Source organism: Streptomyces sp. NPDC088762 (assembly GCF_044750905.1).
Classification (GTDB): domain Bacteria; phylum Actinomycetota; class Actinomycetes; order Streptomycetales; family Streptomycetaceae; genus Streptomyces.
Genome location: NZ_JBIVKT010000019.1, coordinates 114,287 through 129,091 on the forward strand (window position 1 = coordinate 114,287; position 14,805 = coordinate 129,091).

The 14,805-nt window shown below is 71.2% G+C and carries 14 protein-coding genes and 1 tRNA gene; 9 read left to right on the top strand and 6 right to left on the bottom strand.

The window, feature by feature from the left end; genetic code table 11:
• Positions 1-57: 57 nt before the first annotated feature.
• A complete protein-coding gene (locus ACIP5M_RS31360; RefSeq protein WP_401203015.1) occupies positions 58-1,605 on the bottom strand; it encodes an MFS transporter in 1,548 nt (515 codons plus the stop codon).
• Positions 1,606-1,666: 61 nt separating this feature from the next.
• Positions 1,667-2,503, bottom strand: coding sequence for a TetR/AcrR family transcriptional regulator (locus ACIP5M_RS31365; RefSeq protein WP_401203018.1), 837 nt, complete (start codon positions 2,501-2,503; stop codon positions 1,667-1,669).
• A gap of 266 nt (positions 2,504-2,769) precedes the next feature.
• On the opposite strand from ACIP5M_RS31365, the gene ACIP5M_RS31370 reads away from it, so the two are divergent.
• The 5 genes from ACIP5M_RS31370 to ACIP5M_RS31390 all read left to right on the top strand — a co-directional run bounded on the left by ACIP5M_RS31370 (position 2,770) and on the right by ACIP5M_RS31390 (position 5,986).
• Positions 2,770-4,047, top strand: a complete 1,278-nt coding sequence (locus ACIP5M_RS31370; protein WP_401203020.1) for a M6 family metalloprotease domain-containing protein — start codon at positions 2,770-2,772, stop codon at positions 4,045-4,047.
• Between the two features lie 79 nt (positions 4,048-4,126).
• A complete protein-coding gene (locus tag ACIP5M_RS31375; protein WP_401203023.1) occupies positions 4,127-4,537 on the top strand; it encodes a VOC family protein in 411 nt (136 codons plus the stop codon).
• A 134-nt stretch (positions 4,538-4,671) separates the two neighbouring features.
• The gene (locus tag ACIP5M_RS31380) at positions 4,672-5,295 is read left to right on the top strand and encodes a glyoxalase (protein ID WP_401203026.1); all 624 of its coding nucleotides are present in this window, start codon (positions 4,672-4,674) and stop codon (positions 5,293-5,295) included.
• Between the two features lie 28 nt (positions 5,296-5,323).
• The gene (locus tag ACIP5M_RS31385; RefSeq protein ID WP_401203029.1) at positions 5,324-5,800 is read left to right on the top strand and encodes an iron chaperone; all 477 of its coding nucleotides are present in this window, start codon (positions 5,324-5,326) and stop codon (positions 5,798-5,800) included.
• A 113-nt stretch (positions 5,801-5,913) separates the two neighbouring features.
• Positions 5,914-5,986: transfer RNA gene (locus ACIP5M_RS31390), tRNA-Arg, on the top strand.
• Between the two features lie 161 nt (positions 5,987-6,147).
• Here ACIP5M_RS31390 and ACIP5M_RS31395 read toward each other — a convergent pair.
• The 3 genes from ACIP5M_RS31395 to ACIP5M_RS31405 all read right to left on the bottom strand — a co-directional run bounded on the left by ACIP5M_RS31395 (position 6,148) and on the right by ACIP5M_RS31405 (position 10,720).
• The gene (locus ACIP5M_RS31395; RefSeq protein WP_401203032.1) at positions 6,148-6,351 is read right to left on the bottom strand and encodes a hypothetical protein; all 204 of its coding nucleotides are present in this window, start codon (positions 6,349-6,351) and stop codon (positions 6,148-6,150) included.
• A gap of 111 nt (positions 6,352-6,462) precedes the next feature.
• Positions 6,463-8,364 carry an MFS transporter gene (locus ACIP5M_RS31400; protein ID WP_401203034.1) on the bottom strand — a complete coding sequence of 634 codons (1,902 nt, stop codon included), beginning with the start codon at positions 8,362-8,364 and terminating at the stop codon, positions 6,463-6,465.
• A gap of 103 nt (positions 8,365-8,467) precedes the next feature.
• A complete protein-coding gene (locus tag ACIP5M_RS31405; RefSeq protein WP_401203036.1) occupies positions 8,468-10,720 on the bottom strand; it encodes a hypothetical protein in 2,253 nt (750 codons plus the stop codon).
• Positions 10,721-10,810: 90 nt separating this feature from the next.
• Between ACIP5M_RS31405 and ACIP5M_RS31410 the strand changes: the two genes are divergently transcribed.
• The 4 genes from ACIP5M_RS31410 (at position 10,811) to ACIP5M_RS31425 (ending at position 13,783) form a co-directional block, all read left to right on the top strand.
• Complete coding sequence (locus tag ACIP5M_RS31410) at positions 10,811-11,437, top strand: hypothetical protein (protein ID WP_401203039.1); 627 nt, start codon at positions 10,811-10,813, stop codon at positions 11,435-11,437.
• Positions 11,438-11,483: 46 nt separating this feature from the next.
• Positions 11,484-12,221, top strand: a complete 738-nt coding sequence (locus tag ACIP5M_RS31415) for a GPP34 family phosphoprotein (protein ID WP_401203042.1) — start codon at positions 11,484-11,486, stop codon at positions 12,219-12,221.
• A 254-nt stretch (positions 12,222-12,475) separates the two neighbouring features.
• Positions 12,476-13,360, top strand: coding sequence for a helix-turn-helix domain-containing protein (locus ACIP5M_RS31420; RefSeq protein WP_401203045.1), 885 nt, complete (start codon positions 12,476-12,478; stop codon positions 13,358-13,360).
• 213 nt (positions 13,361-13,573) lie between these two features.
• Positions 13,574-13,783, top strand: a complete 210-nt coding sequence (locus ACIP5M_RS31425; protein ID WP_030706854.1) for a DUF397 domain-containing protein — start codon at positions 13,574-13,576, stop codon at positions 13,781-13,783.
• Between the two features lie 134 nt (positions 13,784-13,917).
• Here the strand turns inward: ACIP5M_RS31425 and ACIP5M_RS31430 are convergent, their stop codons facing one another.
• Positions 13,918-14,790 carry a hypothetical protein gene (locus ACIP5M_RS31430; protein ID WP_401203047.1) on the bottom strand — a complete coding sequence of 291 codons (873 nt, stop codon included), beginning with the start codon at positions 14,788-14,790 and terminating at the stop codon, positions 13,918-13,920.
• Positions 14,791-14,805 lie beyond the last annotated feature (15 nt).

Sequence of the window (14,805 nt, forward strand, 5' to 3'; positions counted from 1 at the left end):
CAAGCGGGGTCTTCAGTCATTCCCGCAGCCGTTGCCGCGCGGGCGCCGGCGCGCCCGTCAGTGGGCGATCACCGGGATCTGGACCTCGGCGTCCTCGGCGACCTTGGCGCCGCCGTTGCCCGAGGCCACCGGGCCGCCCGTGCCCGGACGGCCGGTGTTGATCAGGGTCAGCGCGATCGTCGAGCTCGCGACCAGGATGCCGACCGCCCACCAGATGGCCGTGGAGTAGCCCTCGACCATGGCCTGTGCCTGGACCAGCTTGGCCGCCGCGCCGCCGGCGGCGGCTTCGGCCGCGTGGTCGGTCAGGTACGCGGTCGTCGCCGAGGCGGCGATGGTGTTCAGCAGCGCGGTGCCGATGGCGCCGCCGACCTGCTGCGAGGTGTTGACCATGGCGGAGGCGACACCGGCGTCGGCCGGGTTCACCCCGCCCGTGGCCAGTGACATGGCCGGCATGAACGCCGTACCCATGCCGAGGCCGAGCAGCAGCTGCGCCGGCAGGATCAGCGCCGGGTACGAGGACCCGACCTCGAGCTGGGTCAGCAGCAGCATGCCGGTGGCGGCGAGCAGGAAGCCCGGGCCCATCAGCAGGCGCGGCGGGACCCGCGTCATCAGGCGGGCGCCGATCTGGGTGGAGCCCGTGATCATGCCCGCGATCATCGGCAGGAAGGCGAAGCCGGTCTTGACGGGCGAGAAGCCCTTCACGACCTGGAGGTAGTAGGTGAGGAAGAGGAACAGGCCGAACATGGCGATGACGGCCAGGCCGAGCGAGAGGTAGACACCGCCGCGGTTGCGCTCCAGCAGGACGCGCAGCGGCAGCAGCGGGGACTTGACCCGGGACTCGGTGAAGACGAAGCCCAGCAGCAGGACGCCTGCGGCGACGAACATCAGGACGGTCACGGCGTCCGACCAGCCGGCCGACTCGGCGCGCGTGAACCCGTAGACCAGCGACACGAGACCCAGCGTGGACAGGACCACGCCCGGGATGTCGAGCGGCGCGCGGTTGCGGGAGCCGGCGGGCTCGCGGATGACCAGCCACGCACCCACGGCCGCGATGATCGCGAAGGGGATGTTGACGAAGAAGGTCCAGCGCCAGTTGAGGTACTCGGTGAGGAAGCCGCCGAGGATCAGGCCGACGGCGCCGCCGCCGCCCGCGATCGCACCGTAGATGCCGAAGGCCTTGGCGCGCTCCTTGGCGTCGGTGAACATGACGGCGAGCAGGGAGAGGGCCGCGGGGGCGAGCAGTGCGCCGAAGGCCCCCTGGAGGGCGCGGGCGCCCAGCATCATGGCCTCGCCGTTGGCGGCGCCGCCGAGCGCGGAGGCCAGGGCGAAGCCGGTGAGGCCGACGACGAAGGCGTTCTTGCGGCCCCACTTGTCGGCGATGCGGCCACCGAAGAGGAGCAGTCCGCCGAAGGCCAGCGCGTACGCGGTGATGACCCACTGGCGGTTGCCGTCGGAGATGCCGAGGTCGGTCTGGGCGGAGGGGAGGGCGATGTTCACGATGGTCGCGTCGAGGACGACCATCAACTGTGCCAGGGCTATGAAGACGAGCGCCTTCCAGCGGCTGGGATCGGCAGCCTGCGGGGGTGTCGCGGCTGTTTTCGGCATGGGGTTACCCACTCACTGTGCGGAATGACTGAAAAAGGAATGGTTCGGGAGGTCGGGCGGGTCACATGGCGGTCTGCCTCAGGTCGTCCAGCGTGGCGGCCGAACCGGGCAGCTCGGAGCGGGCCGGAGCCCTCAACCCGTCCAGGAACAGCTGGAGATGGCGGTGGGCGAAGCGGTCCGCCTCGAAGCAGGCGGTGCCCGGGAGGGGGCGGCTGAGCTGGGACAGGGCGATCGTCAGGTCGCCGGCGCCGATGTCCGTGCGGATCAGACCGGCGTCCTGACCGGCGGTCAGGAGGGTCTCGATGGCCGCGCCCAACGCGGTGCTCGCCGCGAGGAGTTCGGGGTGCTCGCGGTCGAAGTCATCGGCGAGCATGGGGCACAGGGCACCGATCCGCTCGTCGGCGGCGGTGTGCGTGAAGCGGCACAGCGCGGCGAAGGCGTCCGGCTCCTCGGCCAGGGCCGCCTCGGCCGAGGAGGTGACCCGGGCCATGACGAAGAGGACGACCTCGCGGATGAGGGTCGGGCGGTCGGGGAAGTGCCGGTAGAGGGTGGCGTTGCCGATGCCGGCCCGGCGGGCGATCTCGTCGAAGGCGGCCCCGGAGCCGAACTCGACGAGCATCTCGCGGGCGGCCGTCAGGATCCGCTCGCGGTTGCGGACGGCGTCGGCGCGCGGACGCGGCACCGGCCTGGACGCGGCGGGCTGGGGCGGGACCGCGGTGTGCGGCGGGTCCCCGGCGCACACCGGGGTCACACCCTGCGCCACGCTCGCGGCGGGAGCGGCGGGGGCGGCGGGAGCGGCCGGGGCCGCCGGAGCCGCCGGAGCCGCCGGGGCCACGTCCACCGCCGCGAAGCCGGCGAGGGGCCGGACCGTCGGCGTGGCGGTGGTGGGGCGCTTCATTCCGGGGCCTCCCTCGCGCTGACACGTCGTCGCGCTGGTCGATGCGTACGGGTTCCCCCAAACGGGGAGCCGGTCCCCACTTCGTGGGACTCACGTACAAACGGGGAACGGCTCCCCGGTTATTTCACTCGCCCGTGTGACCTGAGTCACGCGGGGATCCACGTTCGGCCTCTCCCGGCGCGCGGGTGCGCCTACGCCGTCGGAGGGTGATCGAACAGAGCGCAGACCGGGCAGGGCCGGCTGCCGCGGACCCGAAGGCGATCTCCATGACGCAGACCCGCCACCGGATACGCAGATCACGCCGCACCAGCGCGTACATCGGCCTGACCGCGCTGGCCCTCGGCGTCACGGCGACCGCGAGCACGGGGATATCCGGCCGACCCCACTCGGCGGCCGGGCCCGTGGCCGCGACCGCCGAATCGGTTCTCGCGCCGTGCCGGATCGCCGGCACGATGGGCGTCCAGATGTCCGAAGGCCTGCCGACGCCGTCCGGGTACTCCCGTTCCACCGGCGAGGTCCGCGCGCTGAACCTGATGATCGACTTCCCCGACGCCAAGGGCGAGGGCACGGCGCTCGACCGGCTGGCGGAGTTCTTCCCCAAGACCTCCGAGTGGTTCAGCACCAGCTCCTACGGCCGGCTCCGCTACCGGCCCGAGGCGCCGATAAGGACCTGGCTGCGCATGCCGATGCCGTTCGCGGCGTACGGGATCGAGCGCGGGTCCGCGTACGAGCCCGGCTACCGGCAGCTCGTCGAGCACATCGCGAAGGCCGCCGATCCCGAGGTGGACTTCAGCCGGTACGACCTGATCAACATCCTGGTGACCCCGAACGCCGGGCCGTCCGCCCTCGACACCGTCCTGTCCGTGACCTTCTCGGGCAACGGCGAGGCGCCGGTGGCCGACGGGGTGCCGCTCGCCAACACGTCCTTCGTCTACAGCCGCCAGGACGACGGCTCGGGCACCTACCGGGACACCGGCTACCGGGTGCTCCCCCACGAGAACGGGCACGTCTTCGGCCTGCCGGACCTGTACACCGCCGACGGCGGGGGCACGGTCGGGCACTGGGACATCATGAGCGAGGACTGGGGCGCCAACAACGACCTGCTCGGCTGGCACAAGTGGAAGCTGGGCTGGCTGGACGCGACGCAGGTCAGCTGCGCGTCGAAGTCGGGCGCCAGCGACCACACCCTGTCGCCGCTCGCGGTGGCGGGCGGGACCAAGCTGGCCTTCGTACCGCTGTCGGAGAGCTCCGGGTACGCGGTGGAGGTGCGGACGCGGGCCGGGAACGACGAGGCCGTCTGCAAGCCGGGCGTCCTCATCTACAAGGTGGACTCGGACGTGGACACCGGGCGGGGCCCGGTGACGGTTTCGGACAGCGCGGGCGCGAGCGGCGGCTGCACGCGGCGGCCCAATGTGCACGCGGAACTGTCGGACGCGCCGTTCCGGCCGGGCGAGACGTTCACCGACGAGAAGGCGGGAATCAGCATCTCGGTGGTGGGGGAACTGCGCAACGGCAGCTACCAGGTGCGCATCATCCGGCCGTAGGAGCGCAGGGCGGCGGGGGCCGCAGACGCGTCAGGATCGGAGAAGCGCCCTTCGCAGGGCGGGAGTTAACGTTTCGGCCATGGACATCACCATTCACACCACCTCGCTCCCGCACGACGACCCGGACGCCTCGCTGGCCTTCTACCGCGACACCCTCGGCTTCGAGGTCCGCAGCGACGTCGGGCAGGGCAGGATGCGCTGGATCACGGTCGGCCCCGTGGGGCAGCCCGGCACGTCCATCCTCCTGGCGCCGCCGGCCGCCGACCCCGGGATCACCGAGGCCGAGCGCCGCACCATCCTCGAAATGATGGCCAAGGGCACCTACGGCTGGATCCTGCTGGCCACCCGGGACCTCGACGGCACCTTCGAGAAGGTGCGGGCCGCCGAGGCCGAGGTCGTCCAGGAGCCGACCCTGCAGCCGTACGGGGTGCGCGACTGCGCGTTCCGCGATCCCGCGGGCAACCTGATCCGGATCCAAGAGCTCCGCTGAGCCGAGGAGGGGAGACGCCCATGTGCCGTCCCGGATGGGGGGAGGCGCTGACCGCCGCCGCCCGGCAGGAAGGTGACCGGACCGGTCAGGAATCGAGAAGCATCGGCGGCCGGGCCGCACCTAGCGTGAGGGACATGAACCCCATCGCATCCGTCACCCTCGAGGTGGCCGACCCCACGGCCGCCGACCGCTTCTACTCCGCCCTCGGACTGGGTGCCCGGGTACGCCTGCGGGCCTCGGAGGCGCCGACCACCGGCTTCCGCGGGTTCGTGGCGGCCCTCACCGTGTCCCAGCCGGCCAACGTCAACGCCTTCGTCGACGCGGCGCTCGACGCCGGCGCCACGGTCCTGAAGCCCGCCGCCAAATCCTTCTGGGGGTACGGCGGCGTCGTACGGGCCCCGGACGGGACGGTCTGGAAGATCGCGACGTCGGAGAAGAAGGACACCGGCCCGGCCGGGCTGCACATCGACGAGATGGTGCTCCTGCTGGGCGCCTCGGACATGAAGGCGAGCAAGCAGTTCTACGTCGACCGCGGCCTCTCCGTGGCCAAGAGCTACGGCCGCAAGTACGTCGAGTTCGCCGCGCAGCCGGGCGCCGTGAAGCCGGCCCTGTACCCGCGCCACACCCTGGCCAAGGACGTCGGCCTCCCGGCCGACGGCACCGGATCCCACCGGATCGTGCTCGGCACCGGTTCCGGTCCTTTCACCGACCCGGACGGCTTCGTCTGGGAAGCCGCCCCCGTACCGGCCACCCCCTGACCGGCGAAGGAAAGAGGAGAGTCCCGCGATGACATCCACGCAGACGTCCGGCAAGAGCAGCGGCACGGCCGACGAGAAGTACGACGGGTTCACGGAGGAGGAGCGGGGCGCGATGAAGGAACGCGCCCGGGAACTGAAGGCCGCCTCCCGCCGCGGCGCGCGCACCCCCAAGGCGGACCCGGAGACCGAGGTGCTCGCGAAGATCGCCGAGATGCCGGACGCGGACCGCGTCCTCGCCGAACGCCTCCACGCCCTGGTCAAGGCCGGCGCGCCGGACCTCGCGCCGAAGCTCTGGTACGGCATGCCCGCGTACGCCAGGAACGGCAAGGTCGTCTGCTTCTTCCAGAGCGCCCAGAAGTTCAAGACCCGGTACGCCACGCTCGGCTTCAGCGACCTGGCGGACCTCGACGAGGGAACCATGTGGCCGACGTCCTACGCCCTGACGAAGCTCACCCCCGCCGACGAGACCCGCATCGCCGCCCTCATCAGGAAGGCGGCGAACTGACCCTCCCGCTGCGGCGCGCAGGTCAGGCCGGCGCCACCGGTCATTCCTCTTCCCCGAAGCCCGTACTTATGGGGGCGCATCCGCGGAGCACGATCCGCTAGGCTGTCCGCGGCGCCTTCGTAGCTCAGGGGATAGAGCACGGCTCTCCTAAAGCCGGTGTCGCAGGTTCGAATCCTGCCGAGGGCACGGTGCGAGGACCCCCAGCCGGGATACGGCTGGGGGTCCTCGCGTTTCGGGTCGGGCTGTCAGGTCGGCGCAGAGGATGACGTTGTTGGCCAAAGTCCCTGGTCACAGGTACACGAAAGCCCTCCCGGCCGGAACCGGAAGGGCCAGACCACCGCACGGAATCAGCTGAGGCCTCTGCTGCGCTCGCCGATACGGTCACCCTGTGGAGTGCCGGCCCGCTTGAGGGCCGCCTTCGTGTGCGCTCCGCCCTTCACCTTGCTCCGTACCGGACCCTCGAAGCCGTGACCCGCCGCACGCGGCAGCTGGTCCTGCTCCTGCGCCTTCGCGATGGCCGCTCGAACGTCCTGCTTCAGCTCTTTGCCCATCCCGTCGTCAACTCCTTCGGGAGCACCCAATCGGACTACTGGGATCGTATGCACATATACGGACGAACGCACCCGGACCAGCACGTAACAATCCGGAAGGGTCGAGACCGCTCACGGCCGGGGCGGAACGGGACGCTCCGGCACCCCCAGCGCGGCGTTGACCAGCTCCTCCGGGCAGGGCGTGCCGCGCGGCAGCTGGTACTTCGCCGCGACCCGGTACTCCCCCGGCCCCGGCGCCAGCAGCTCCGTCCACACATCGCCCGCCGCGTCCGGAGCCGCCTTGAACAGGCATCCGGCCGCGTTGGTGTACTGCTTCGGCACGGACCCCCGCGCCTTCGAGGCGAAGGACTCCTGCGGCGGCGCCACCGCCTTTCCCGCGCCGTCCACCAGCCCCAGCCACGGCGAGTGCGGGATCCGCACCAGCACCCGCCCGGCCCGCTTCACGTCGATGACGAGCTGATCGGCGCCCGCCCGCACCACCGTCGCCGGGCCGGACACCAGGTCCGTCGGCTCGGCGACCTTGAAGAGCCGCCAGTTCGCGTCGCCCCACACCTGCTGGAGGTACGGGAGCCCCTCGCCCACCAGCCGCGCCTCGGTCTCCCCGCCCGAATCCGGTGTGTCCGCCGGCAGTACCACGTAGTGCACGGCCCAGCGCTCCAGCCACTCCCGGTAGCTGTCGGCGGTGAGGCTGTCGTCGTAGAAGAGCGGGTTCCGCTCCAGGTCGGCCTGCCGGTTCCAGCCGCGCGCGAGGTTCACGTACGAGGGGAAGGCGGAGGACTCCCGATGGCTGCTGGCCGGGACCACCTCCACCCGGCCGCGCTCGGCGCCCGCCTTCTGCAGCTGGTCGACGAGCGGGGCCAGCTCCCGGTTCCAGGCGGCCACCGGGGTGGTGCGGACGATGTCCGTGATGCTGTTGGTGGTGATCCAGGCGTTCATCCCGGCGAAGGCCAGCAGCAGTGCGTACCAGCGCCGCGTGCGCGGGACCTCGTACGGCAGGGCGGCGAGCAGCACCGCCCCGCCGAACAGCATGACCAGCCGGGTCACGTTGGAGCCGATCTGGGAGTCGATCGCCCAGGTCAGGAAGGTTCCGAAGGCGTACACGGCGGAGGCGATCCGGACCGTCTTCCACCGTTTGGGCACCAGGAAGAGGATCGCCAGCGCGAACACGAACGGCAGCCACGCCGAGCCCAGCTTCATCGGCTGCGTCCCGGAGAAGGGGAACAGCCACGCCGAGAGCCCGACCACGGCCACGGGGGCCAGCCCCAGCGCGTACGCACCGGGGCGCCGGCCGCTCAGGAAGAGCGCGGCCGCGATCACCCCGAGGAACAGCCCGGCCACCGGACTGGAGGCCGTCGCGAGCCCGGCCAGCGGGGCCGCCGCGGCGGCCTTGGCCCAGCGGCGCTCCGCCCACTTGCGGGGCCAGCAGAAGACGGCGGCGACGGCTCCGAGCGCGAACATCACGCCGAGGCCGAAGGTGACACGGCCCGACAGGGCGTTGCACAGCAGCCCGTACACCCCGGCCAGGGCGGGCCACAGCGGCTCGCGCACGGCGCCGCGGCAGCGGGTGAGGATCAGCGCGAGCAGCCCGGCCGACACCGTGCCCGCGATCATCATCGTGGTCCGGACGCCGAGCACGTGCATGAGGTAGGGGGACACCACGCTGTACGAGACGGGGTGCATGCCCCCGTACCAGGCGAGGTTGTACGCCGAATCGGGATGGCGGCCCACGAACTCGGCCCACGCGTCCTGCGCGGCGAGGTCGCCGCCGCTGTTGGCGAAGCTGTAGAACCAGACGACGTGCAGCACCCCCGCGAGGAGGGCGGCGACGGCGACGGGGTGGCGGCGGAGCAGGTCGAGGCCGCGACGCCGCATGCCGCCGGGGGCAGCGGCCGGGGCGGCACCGGCGGTGTAACGGCCCGCGGGATCGGGCACGGGGACCGGCGCCGGGCCGGACACGGGAGCCGACGGGGCACCGCCCGGTCGGTGCCGGTCCTGCTGCTCAGCGGTGGTCACGGCCGCACTCCCCAACACCTCGGTCCACTACGGTCCCGCTCCCAAGACGCGTCCCGGCGTCCCGGGGTTGCCCGGGACGCCGGTTCCACGCTCTCACCCGCCGTCAGCCGACGCGCGTCAGCTTGCTGCCGATACCCGGCGCGGCGAGGTCGCTCTTCAGGGCCACCGGCACCTTCACCTGACTGGCGCCCTCACCCACGGTGAGCAGGCCGACCTCCGTGCCCGCCTTGGCGGTCTGCGGCAGCTTGCCGCCTCCGTTGCCGAGCTTCACGTCCACGGTGAGCGCGGCCCACCCGATCGCCTGTACGTCGGCGGTGGCGACGACCGGCGTCCGGCCGCCGAGCCCGTCGTCCACGTAGCCCACGACATCGCCCTTCTTCACGACGGGCGCGCCTTCGAGGGCCTTCTGGGTGGCGATCATGAGCTGCTTGCTGGCGGCGAGCACGCTGTCGATGATCGGCGGCTTGTGCTGGCCGAGGACGGCGCCGACGATCAGCTGGTTGGTGTTGCCGATCTTCTTCTGGGCGGCGAAGAGGAGGTTTCCGCCGGCCTTCGTCGTCGTACCGGTCTTGATGCCGAGCGAGTCGTTGAACGGGACCAGGCCGTTCCAGTTCCGCCACTTCTTGCCCGACGGGTCGATCCACTCCGGCTTCTTGGTGATCTCGAGCAGCGTCTCCATCTCGACCAGCTTCAGGCCCAGCTTCACCTGGTCCTCGGCGGTGCTGACGGTGGTCGCGTCCAGGCCCGAGGGGTCGGTGTAGGTGGTGTTGCTCATGCCGAGTTCCTTGGCGGTGTCGTTCATCTTCTTGACGAACGCCTCCTGGGAACCGGAGTCCCACCGCGCGAGCAGCCGCGCGATGTTGTTGGCCGACGGGATCATGAGGGCGGCGATCGCGTCGTACTCCGAGATCTTCTGGCCCTCCTGGACCGTGTCGAGGGTGGACTCGTTGTCGGTCGAGTTGTTCTTCTTGCCCTCGCTCTCGGCCGTCTTGTCGACGTCGATCATCGCGCCCTTCTCACCCTTCTTGACCGGGTGGTCGCGCAGGATGATGTACGCCGTCATCGACTTGGTGACGCTCGCGATCGGGACCGGCTTCTGCTCGCCGGACTGGCCGAGCGTGCCGAGACCGGCGGCGGCCATGTAGGCCTGGCCTTCGCCGGGCCAGGGCAGCTCGGGCTTGGAGCCGCCGAAGGTGTACGAGGACTTCGCGGTCATCACGAGCTTCGGCTCGGGCAGGGGGCGCACCAGCTGCACGACGGCGAGGATGATCGCCAGGAGCACGACGAGCGGGAAGTAGATCTTGAACCGCCGGATGGCGGTGCGCATCGGGCTCGGCGGCGGGGGCGGGTTGTTGGTGAGGTCCGCCAGCATGTCGAGCGGCGGCTTGGGCGGCAGCGGCTGCTGGGTGGTGCGCTCAACCCGGTCCATGGCGGCCGGCGTGCGGGACGGGGCGGCCGGTGCCGGCGCCTTGGCCTCCTGGGCGGACCCGGGCTCGTCGGTCCGCAGCGGTACGAAGGTGCTCGCCTTGGGCTTGACGGCCCGGAAGGCGGCGGTCCGCTCGGAGTCGGCGGACTCCACGTCACCGGAACCGGACTTCACGTCGGGGGAAGCGGACTTCGCGCCGGTGGAGGCGGACTTCGCGTCCACGGAAGCCGACTTCGCGTCCGCGGAAGCGGAATCCTCCTTGGGCAGCCGGAACACCCCGGTCCGCTCCCGCTCGGCGGGCTCCCGGACGGCAGCGTCCTCCCTCGGCGCACCACCGGAACCGGAACCCGGCTTGACGGCCCGGAACACGGCGGTGCGCTCCGAGTCGGAGGGCTCCGCGGGCGAGGCCGGAGCGGGCGGCTTGACGGCCCGGAAGACAGCGGTGCGCTCCGAGTCGGAGGACTCCTCGGCGGGGGTGTCGGGCGTGGCCCCGGCGTCCGGCTTGCCGACGGGCTTCACGGTGCGGAACACGGCCGTGCGCTCGGAGTCGGCGGCCTCCGAAGCGGAATCGTCCTTGGCGGCCGACGCCCCCGCAGCCGCGGCAGCGGGCGCGGACTTCCCCGCGGTGGGCGGCTTCACGGCCCGGAACACGGCCGTGCGCTCCGAGGCGGAACCCTCGGCCCCTGCGGAAGCGGAACCCTTCGCGGCACCGGGCTCCCCGGCCGGGGAGTCCGACGCAGGAGCCGGATCCTTCGCGGCACGGAAGGCGGTCGTGCGCTCCGAGGTGTCGGACTCCTCGGCCGGAGCATCCGGCGCGGAGGCGGAAGCCTTCGCGGCACGGAAGGCCGGAGCGAGGTCGGAGTCGGCGGACGCGGCCGCCGGCTCGGCGGAACCGGAACCCGAAGTCGCGGATCCGGCGGCAGACTCCACCCGTCCGGAGGAACGGGCGGGCTCGGAGACGGCCTTGGACCCAGGTACCGGGTCTGTCTCCTGCCCGGAATCGGAAACGGAACCGGACTCGTGCTCGGGCTCAGAGTCGGAGTCGGAGTCGGGGTCCGACCCGTCGGCCGCGCCGACCCAAGCCGCCACCGCATCCCGCAGCGCATCCCGCTCGCCGGCATCCGCACCGGCAGGGTCGCCGTCACCCACACCGGCGCCCGCATCGGCATCGGCATCGGCACGTGCAACGCCATCGGCTTCGTCAGCGGCGTCACCGTCGGCATCGACACCGGCCGAATCCCGGCCACCGGCCCCAGTCCCGCCACCCGCAGCGCCATCACCACCGGCACGAACGCCGGCGTCCTCAGCGCCAGCGCCACCGGCACGGACACCGGCATCCTCAGCGGCAGCGCCACCGGCATCCTCAGCGGCAGCGCCACGGGCAGCGCCATCGGCCTTCGGCTCCCTCGGCCGGAACACCGACAGCCTCGGGTCGCGCTCCTCGGAGGACTCCGCAGTCCCCGGCGCTCCTTCATCTACCGACTTGTCGGGGGACTCGCCCGCCACCAGTTCCTCCTCCATCGCCGCCACGTCCGGCTGTCCGAATGTCTAACAGTGTCCCGTCTAGGGGGCATCGCCCACGTGCTAGACGAGAACGACATAGCTGCGGGTTCCCCCACAAAGCGGCCACGCGCTCTCGACAGATGAATGTGAGAGGCGTCACCCTGTCACTCATCCACGCGGGGAGGCATGGATGGGCAGGAGCCGCAGAACAATTCCGGAGGAGCTTCTGCTGCTCGCCTTGGACCCGGCCACGGGTACCACGGCGCAGCCGCAGTCGCTCGACCTCGGCCTGGCCGGGGCACAGCTAGTGGAGCTGGCTCTGGCAGGACGGATAGCCCCTGACGGGGATCGTATCGCCGTGGTGATGCCACGGCCGACAGGAGATCCGACTCTGGACTCCGCACTGGAACTGCTGCGCAGACGCGGCAGCCCGGTACGGGCCGTCCACTGGATCGGCGGACCCCGCCTGGGGCTCCGCCAGATTTATCTCGCCCACCTGGAGCGCTGCGGCATGGTCCATGCCGTCGCGGGACAGATGTGCGGGGTGTTGCCGACGACTCGCTACCAGGCGACGGACACGGCGATCAGCCGGGAGATCCGTGCCCGGCTCGACAGCGCGATCCGCACCGGCGTGCCGCCGGACCCGCGGACCGCGGCGCTCGCCGCACTGGCCCACGCGGTCGGACTCGGCAAGCACCTGTACCCCGGCAACGAGGGTCGGTCGTCCAGGTCCCGGCTGCGGGACCTGATCCGGCACGACCCGATGGGCGGACTCGTGGCACATGCCGTGATGGACGTCCAGAACGGTGTGGCCGCACAGCCGCGCCGTGACCGCGCCCCGGCACCACCGCCCGCCCGGGCCACGGCCGGCAGCATCCCGCTGCAGCCGCGCCGGACCGGTGCGATGGCCCGCGCGGCCGCCCACTGATCCACGCGCTCGACCCGACCCACCGGATCCACCGGATCGATCCGATCCACCCGCTCCACTCGCTCCATCGCACCGCCAACGCACCGCCAACGCACCGCCGGCGCGCGGGGTTGGCGGGGCCGGTTCCCCGGCCCCGCCGCCCCGCGCGTCTGTTTTTCCCGGCCGTTCCCCAGCGCCGCCAGGCGCTTCGGTGGCAGTCTGCTCAACATCAGACACGCAGAGAGACAGCAACAGAAGGCGGAGGTGCCGTTCACGTGGCGTCCAATGTCAATCCCACCGTCCGACGCCGCCGACTGGGCATGGAGTTGCGCAAGCTCCGCGAAGACAAGGGCATGACGGCCGAGCAGGTCGCCGAACGCCTCCTCGTCTCCCAGTCCAAGATCAGCCGACTGGAGAACGGCCGCCGCTCCATCAGCCAGCGTGACGTCCGTGACCTGTGCGAGGTGTACGAGGTGGAGGATCCCCGGCTCGTGGACTCGCTGATGCAGATGGCGAAGGACTCCCGCCAGCAGGGCTGGTGGCACGCCTTCGGCGACATCCCGTACAGCGTCTACATCGGCCTCGAGACGGACGCCGCCAGCCTGCGTACGTACGAGCCGCTCGTGATCCCGGGACTGCTCCAGACCACCGAGTACGCCCAGTCCCTCGTCCGCGGCGCGTGGCCGGAGACGGCCCCGGCCGACGTCGAGAAACGCGTCCAGGTGCGGATGCACCGGCAGAAACGGCTCTCCGCGACGGACAACAACAATCCGGAGCTCGGGCCCCTGCGCCTGTGGGCCGTCATCGACGAGGCTGCGCTGCGCCGTGAGGTCGGCGACGCGCAGTTGATGATCCGGCAGCTCGAGTACTTGATAGAGCAGTCGGAGCAGCCGCACGTCACGGTGCAGGTGATGCCCTTCTCGCTGGGCGCGCATCCGGGCGTCAACGGCCAGTACGCGATCCTGGAGTTCCCGGACGCCTCGGACTCGACCGTGGTCTACATCGAGGGCGTGACGAGCGACCTGTACCTGGAGAAGGCCAACGACGTGCAGAAGTACAGCGTGATGTACGAGCACCTGCGCGCCCAGGCCCTCAATGTCGACCAGACACAGCAGTTCATTTCCGGGATCATCGACCAATATGCGGGCAAGGTGAAATGAATCCGTAGGAAACCGGGGTTTCTGCCCGGGACCTGGCGGGCCGGGGCGGCACGGTACACCGTCCCTCCCCGGCCACAGAAGGCCTGAATGGAATATGCCACTCGGTCGGGTGAATGATCCCTTCACCCCTCAGGAGCGGCGGGTAGCGTCGATCACGTCAGCCGGAGAAGTGGCCGACACGCAACGGAACTACTCGCTGAACCGGAGAGAAACATGGCTATTCGCCAGGGCGCCACGGACAACTGGATCAAGTCCTCCTACTCCGCCAACGGTGCCTGCGTCGAGGTCAAGTCCCCCGTCATGGAGGCCATCGCGGTGCGCGACTCGAAGGTGCAGGACGGCCCGTCCCTCACCTTCGCGCCCGGCTCCTGGACCTCTTTCGTCGCCGATGTCACCGAAGGCCGGCTGGGACGCCTCGCCTGAACGTCACTGCATGCGTCCCAACCGTCCCGACAGACCCAACCGTTCCGACCTTCCTGTCCGACCAGCACCACCGCACGGAGCCCTCTCGACCGGCCCGCCGTCCTGGCCGAGGGGGCTCGGCCATGTCCGGACGTTCAGCGCAGCTGGTCGACGTACCGGTCGGTCCCGGGCACCGTGGGGATGAACGGCGCCACCAGCTCCACCCGCCCCAGCCCCGCCTCCGCGACCTCCGCGTCCAGCCCCAGGAAGCGGTCCCAGCAGGTCCGGGGGTCCTCCTCCAGGAACCAGAGCAGCGTGAGCCGGGTGTCGACCCCCTCGACCTGCTTGACGTACGTCATCCGGTCCCCGGGCAGCGGCGTCGGCCGGAAGACCGTCACCATCGCGGCCGGGGAGCCCTGCAGCCGCTTCGGCAGCGCGCGTGAGCGCAGCCACTCCAGCAGCTCGGCCCGCTGCTCGGGCCCGTCGGCGTCGACGACCTGGACGACGAGTCCGGCGTACGGGTGGTCGAGGGCGTGGAAGTCCCTGGGGCCGGCGGCGCCGTCGCGGTAGACGGTGGCCGCGTGGTCCTGGAAGGCCGTGAAGACGTGCGTGCGGTCCTGGTAGACGCGGCCGTCGCGGTTCAGCCGCTTGTTGATGCCGACGGTCCACTTCATGTGTTCGTCGTAGCGGCCCTCGGTGACCCAGTACGTCGATATGTAGCACCCGGCCGTGACGGGCTGGGCGACCGCCGACTTCTCCGGATAGCGCAGCTCCTGGAGCTCGCGGGTGGCCACCCAGCGGCGGCCGGCGTACATCCAGGGCATGGCCATCGCGCCGGCGTAGTAGTGGTCGTCCTCGTACCAGCGGTTGTAGGCGTACTCGTGGCCCGGGTGCGGCTCCACCATGGTGATCAGCGCGTGGCCGGGGCGGACGCCGTAGGGGCCGACGGCCGCCAGTTCGGCGTAGTCGCCGGCCCGGGTGTCGTCGTCCTGCTGCCGGCCGTCGTGGTCCTGCTCTCTTCTGGTCATGGGACCGGTCTAGCT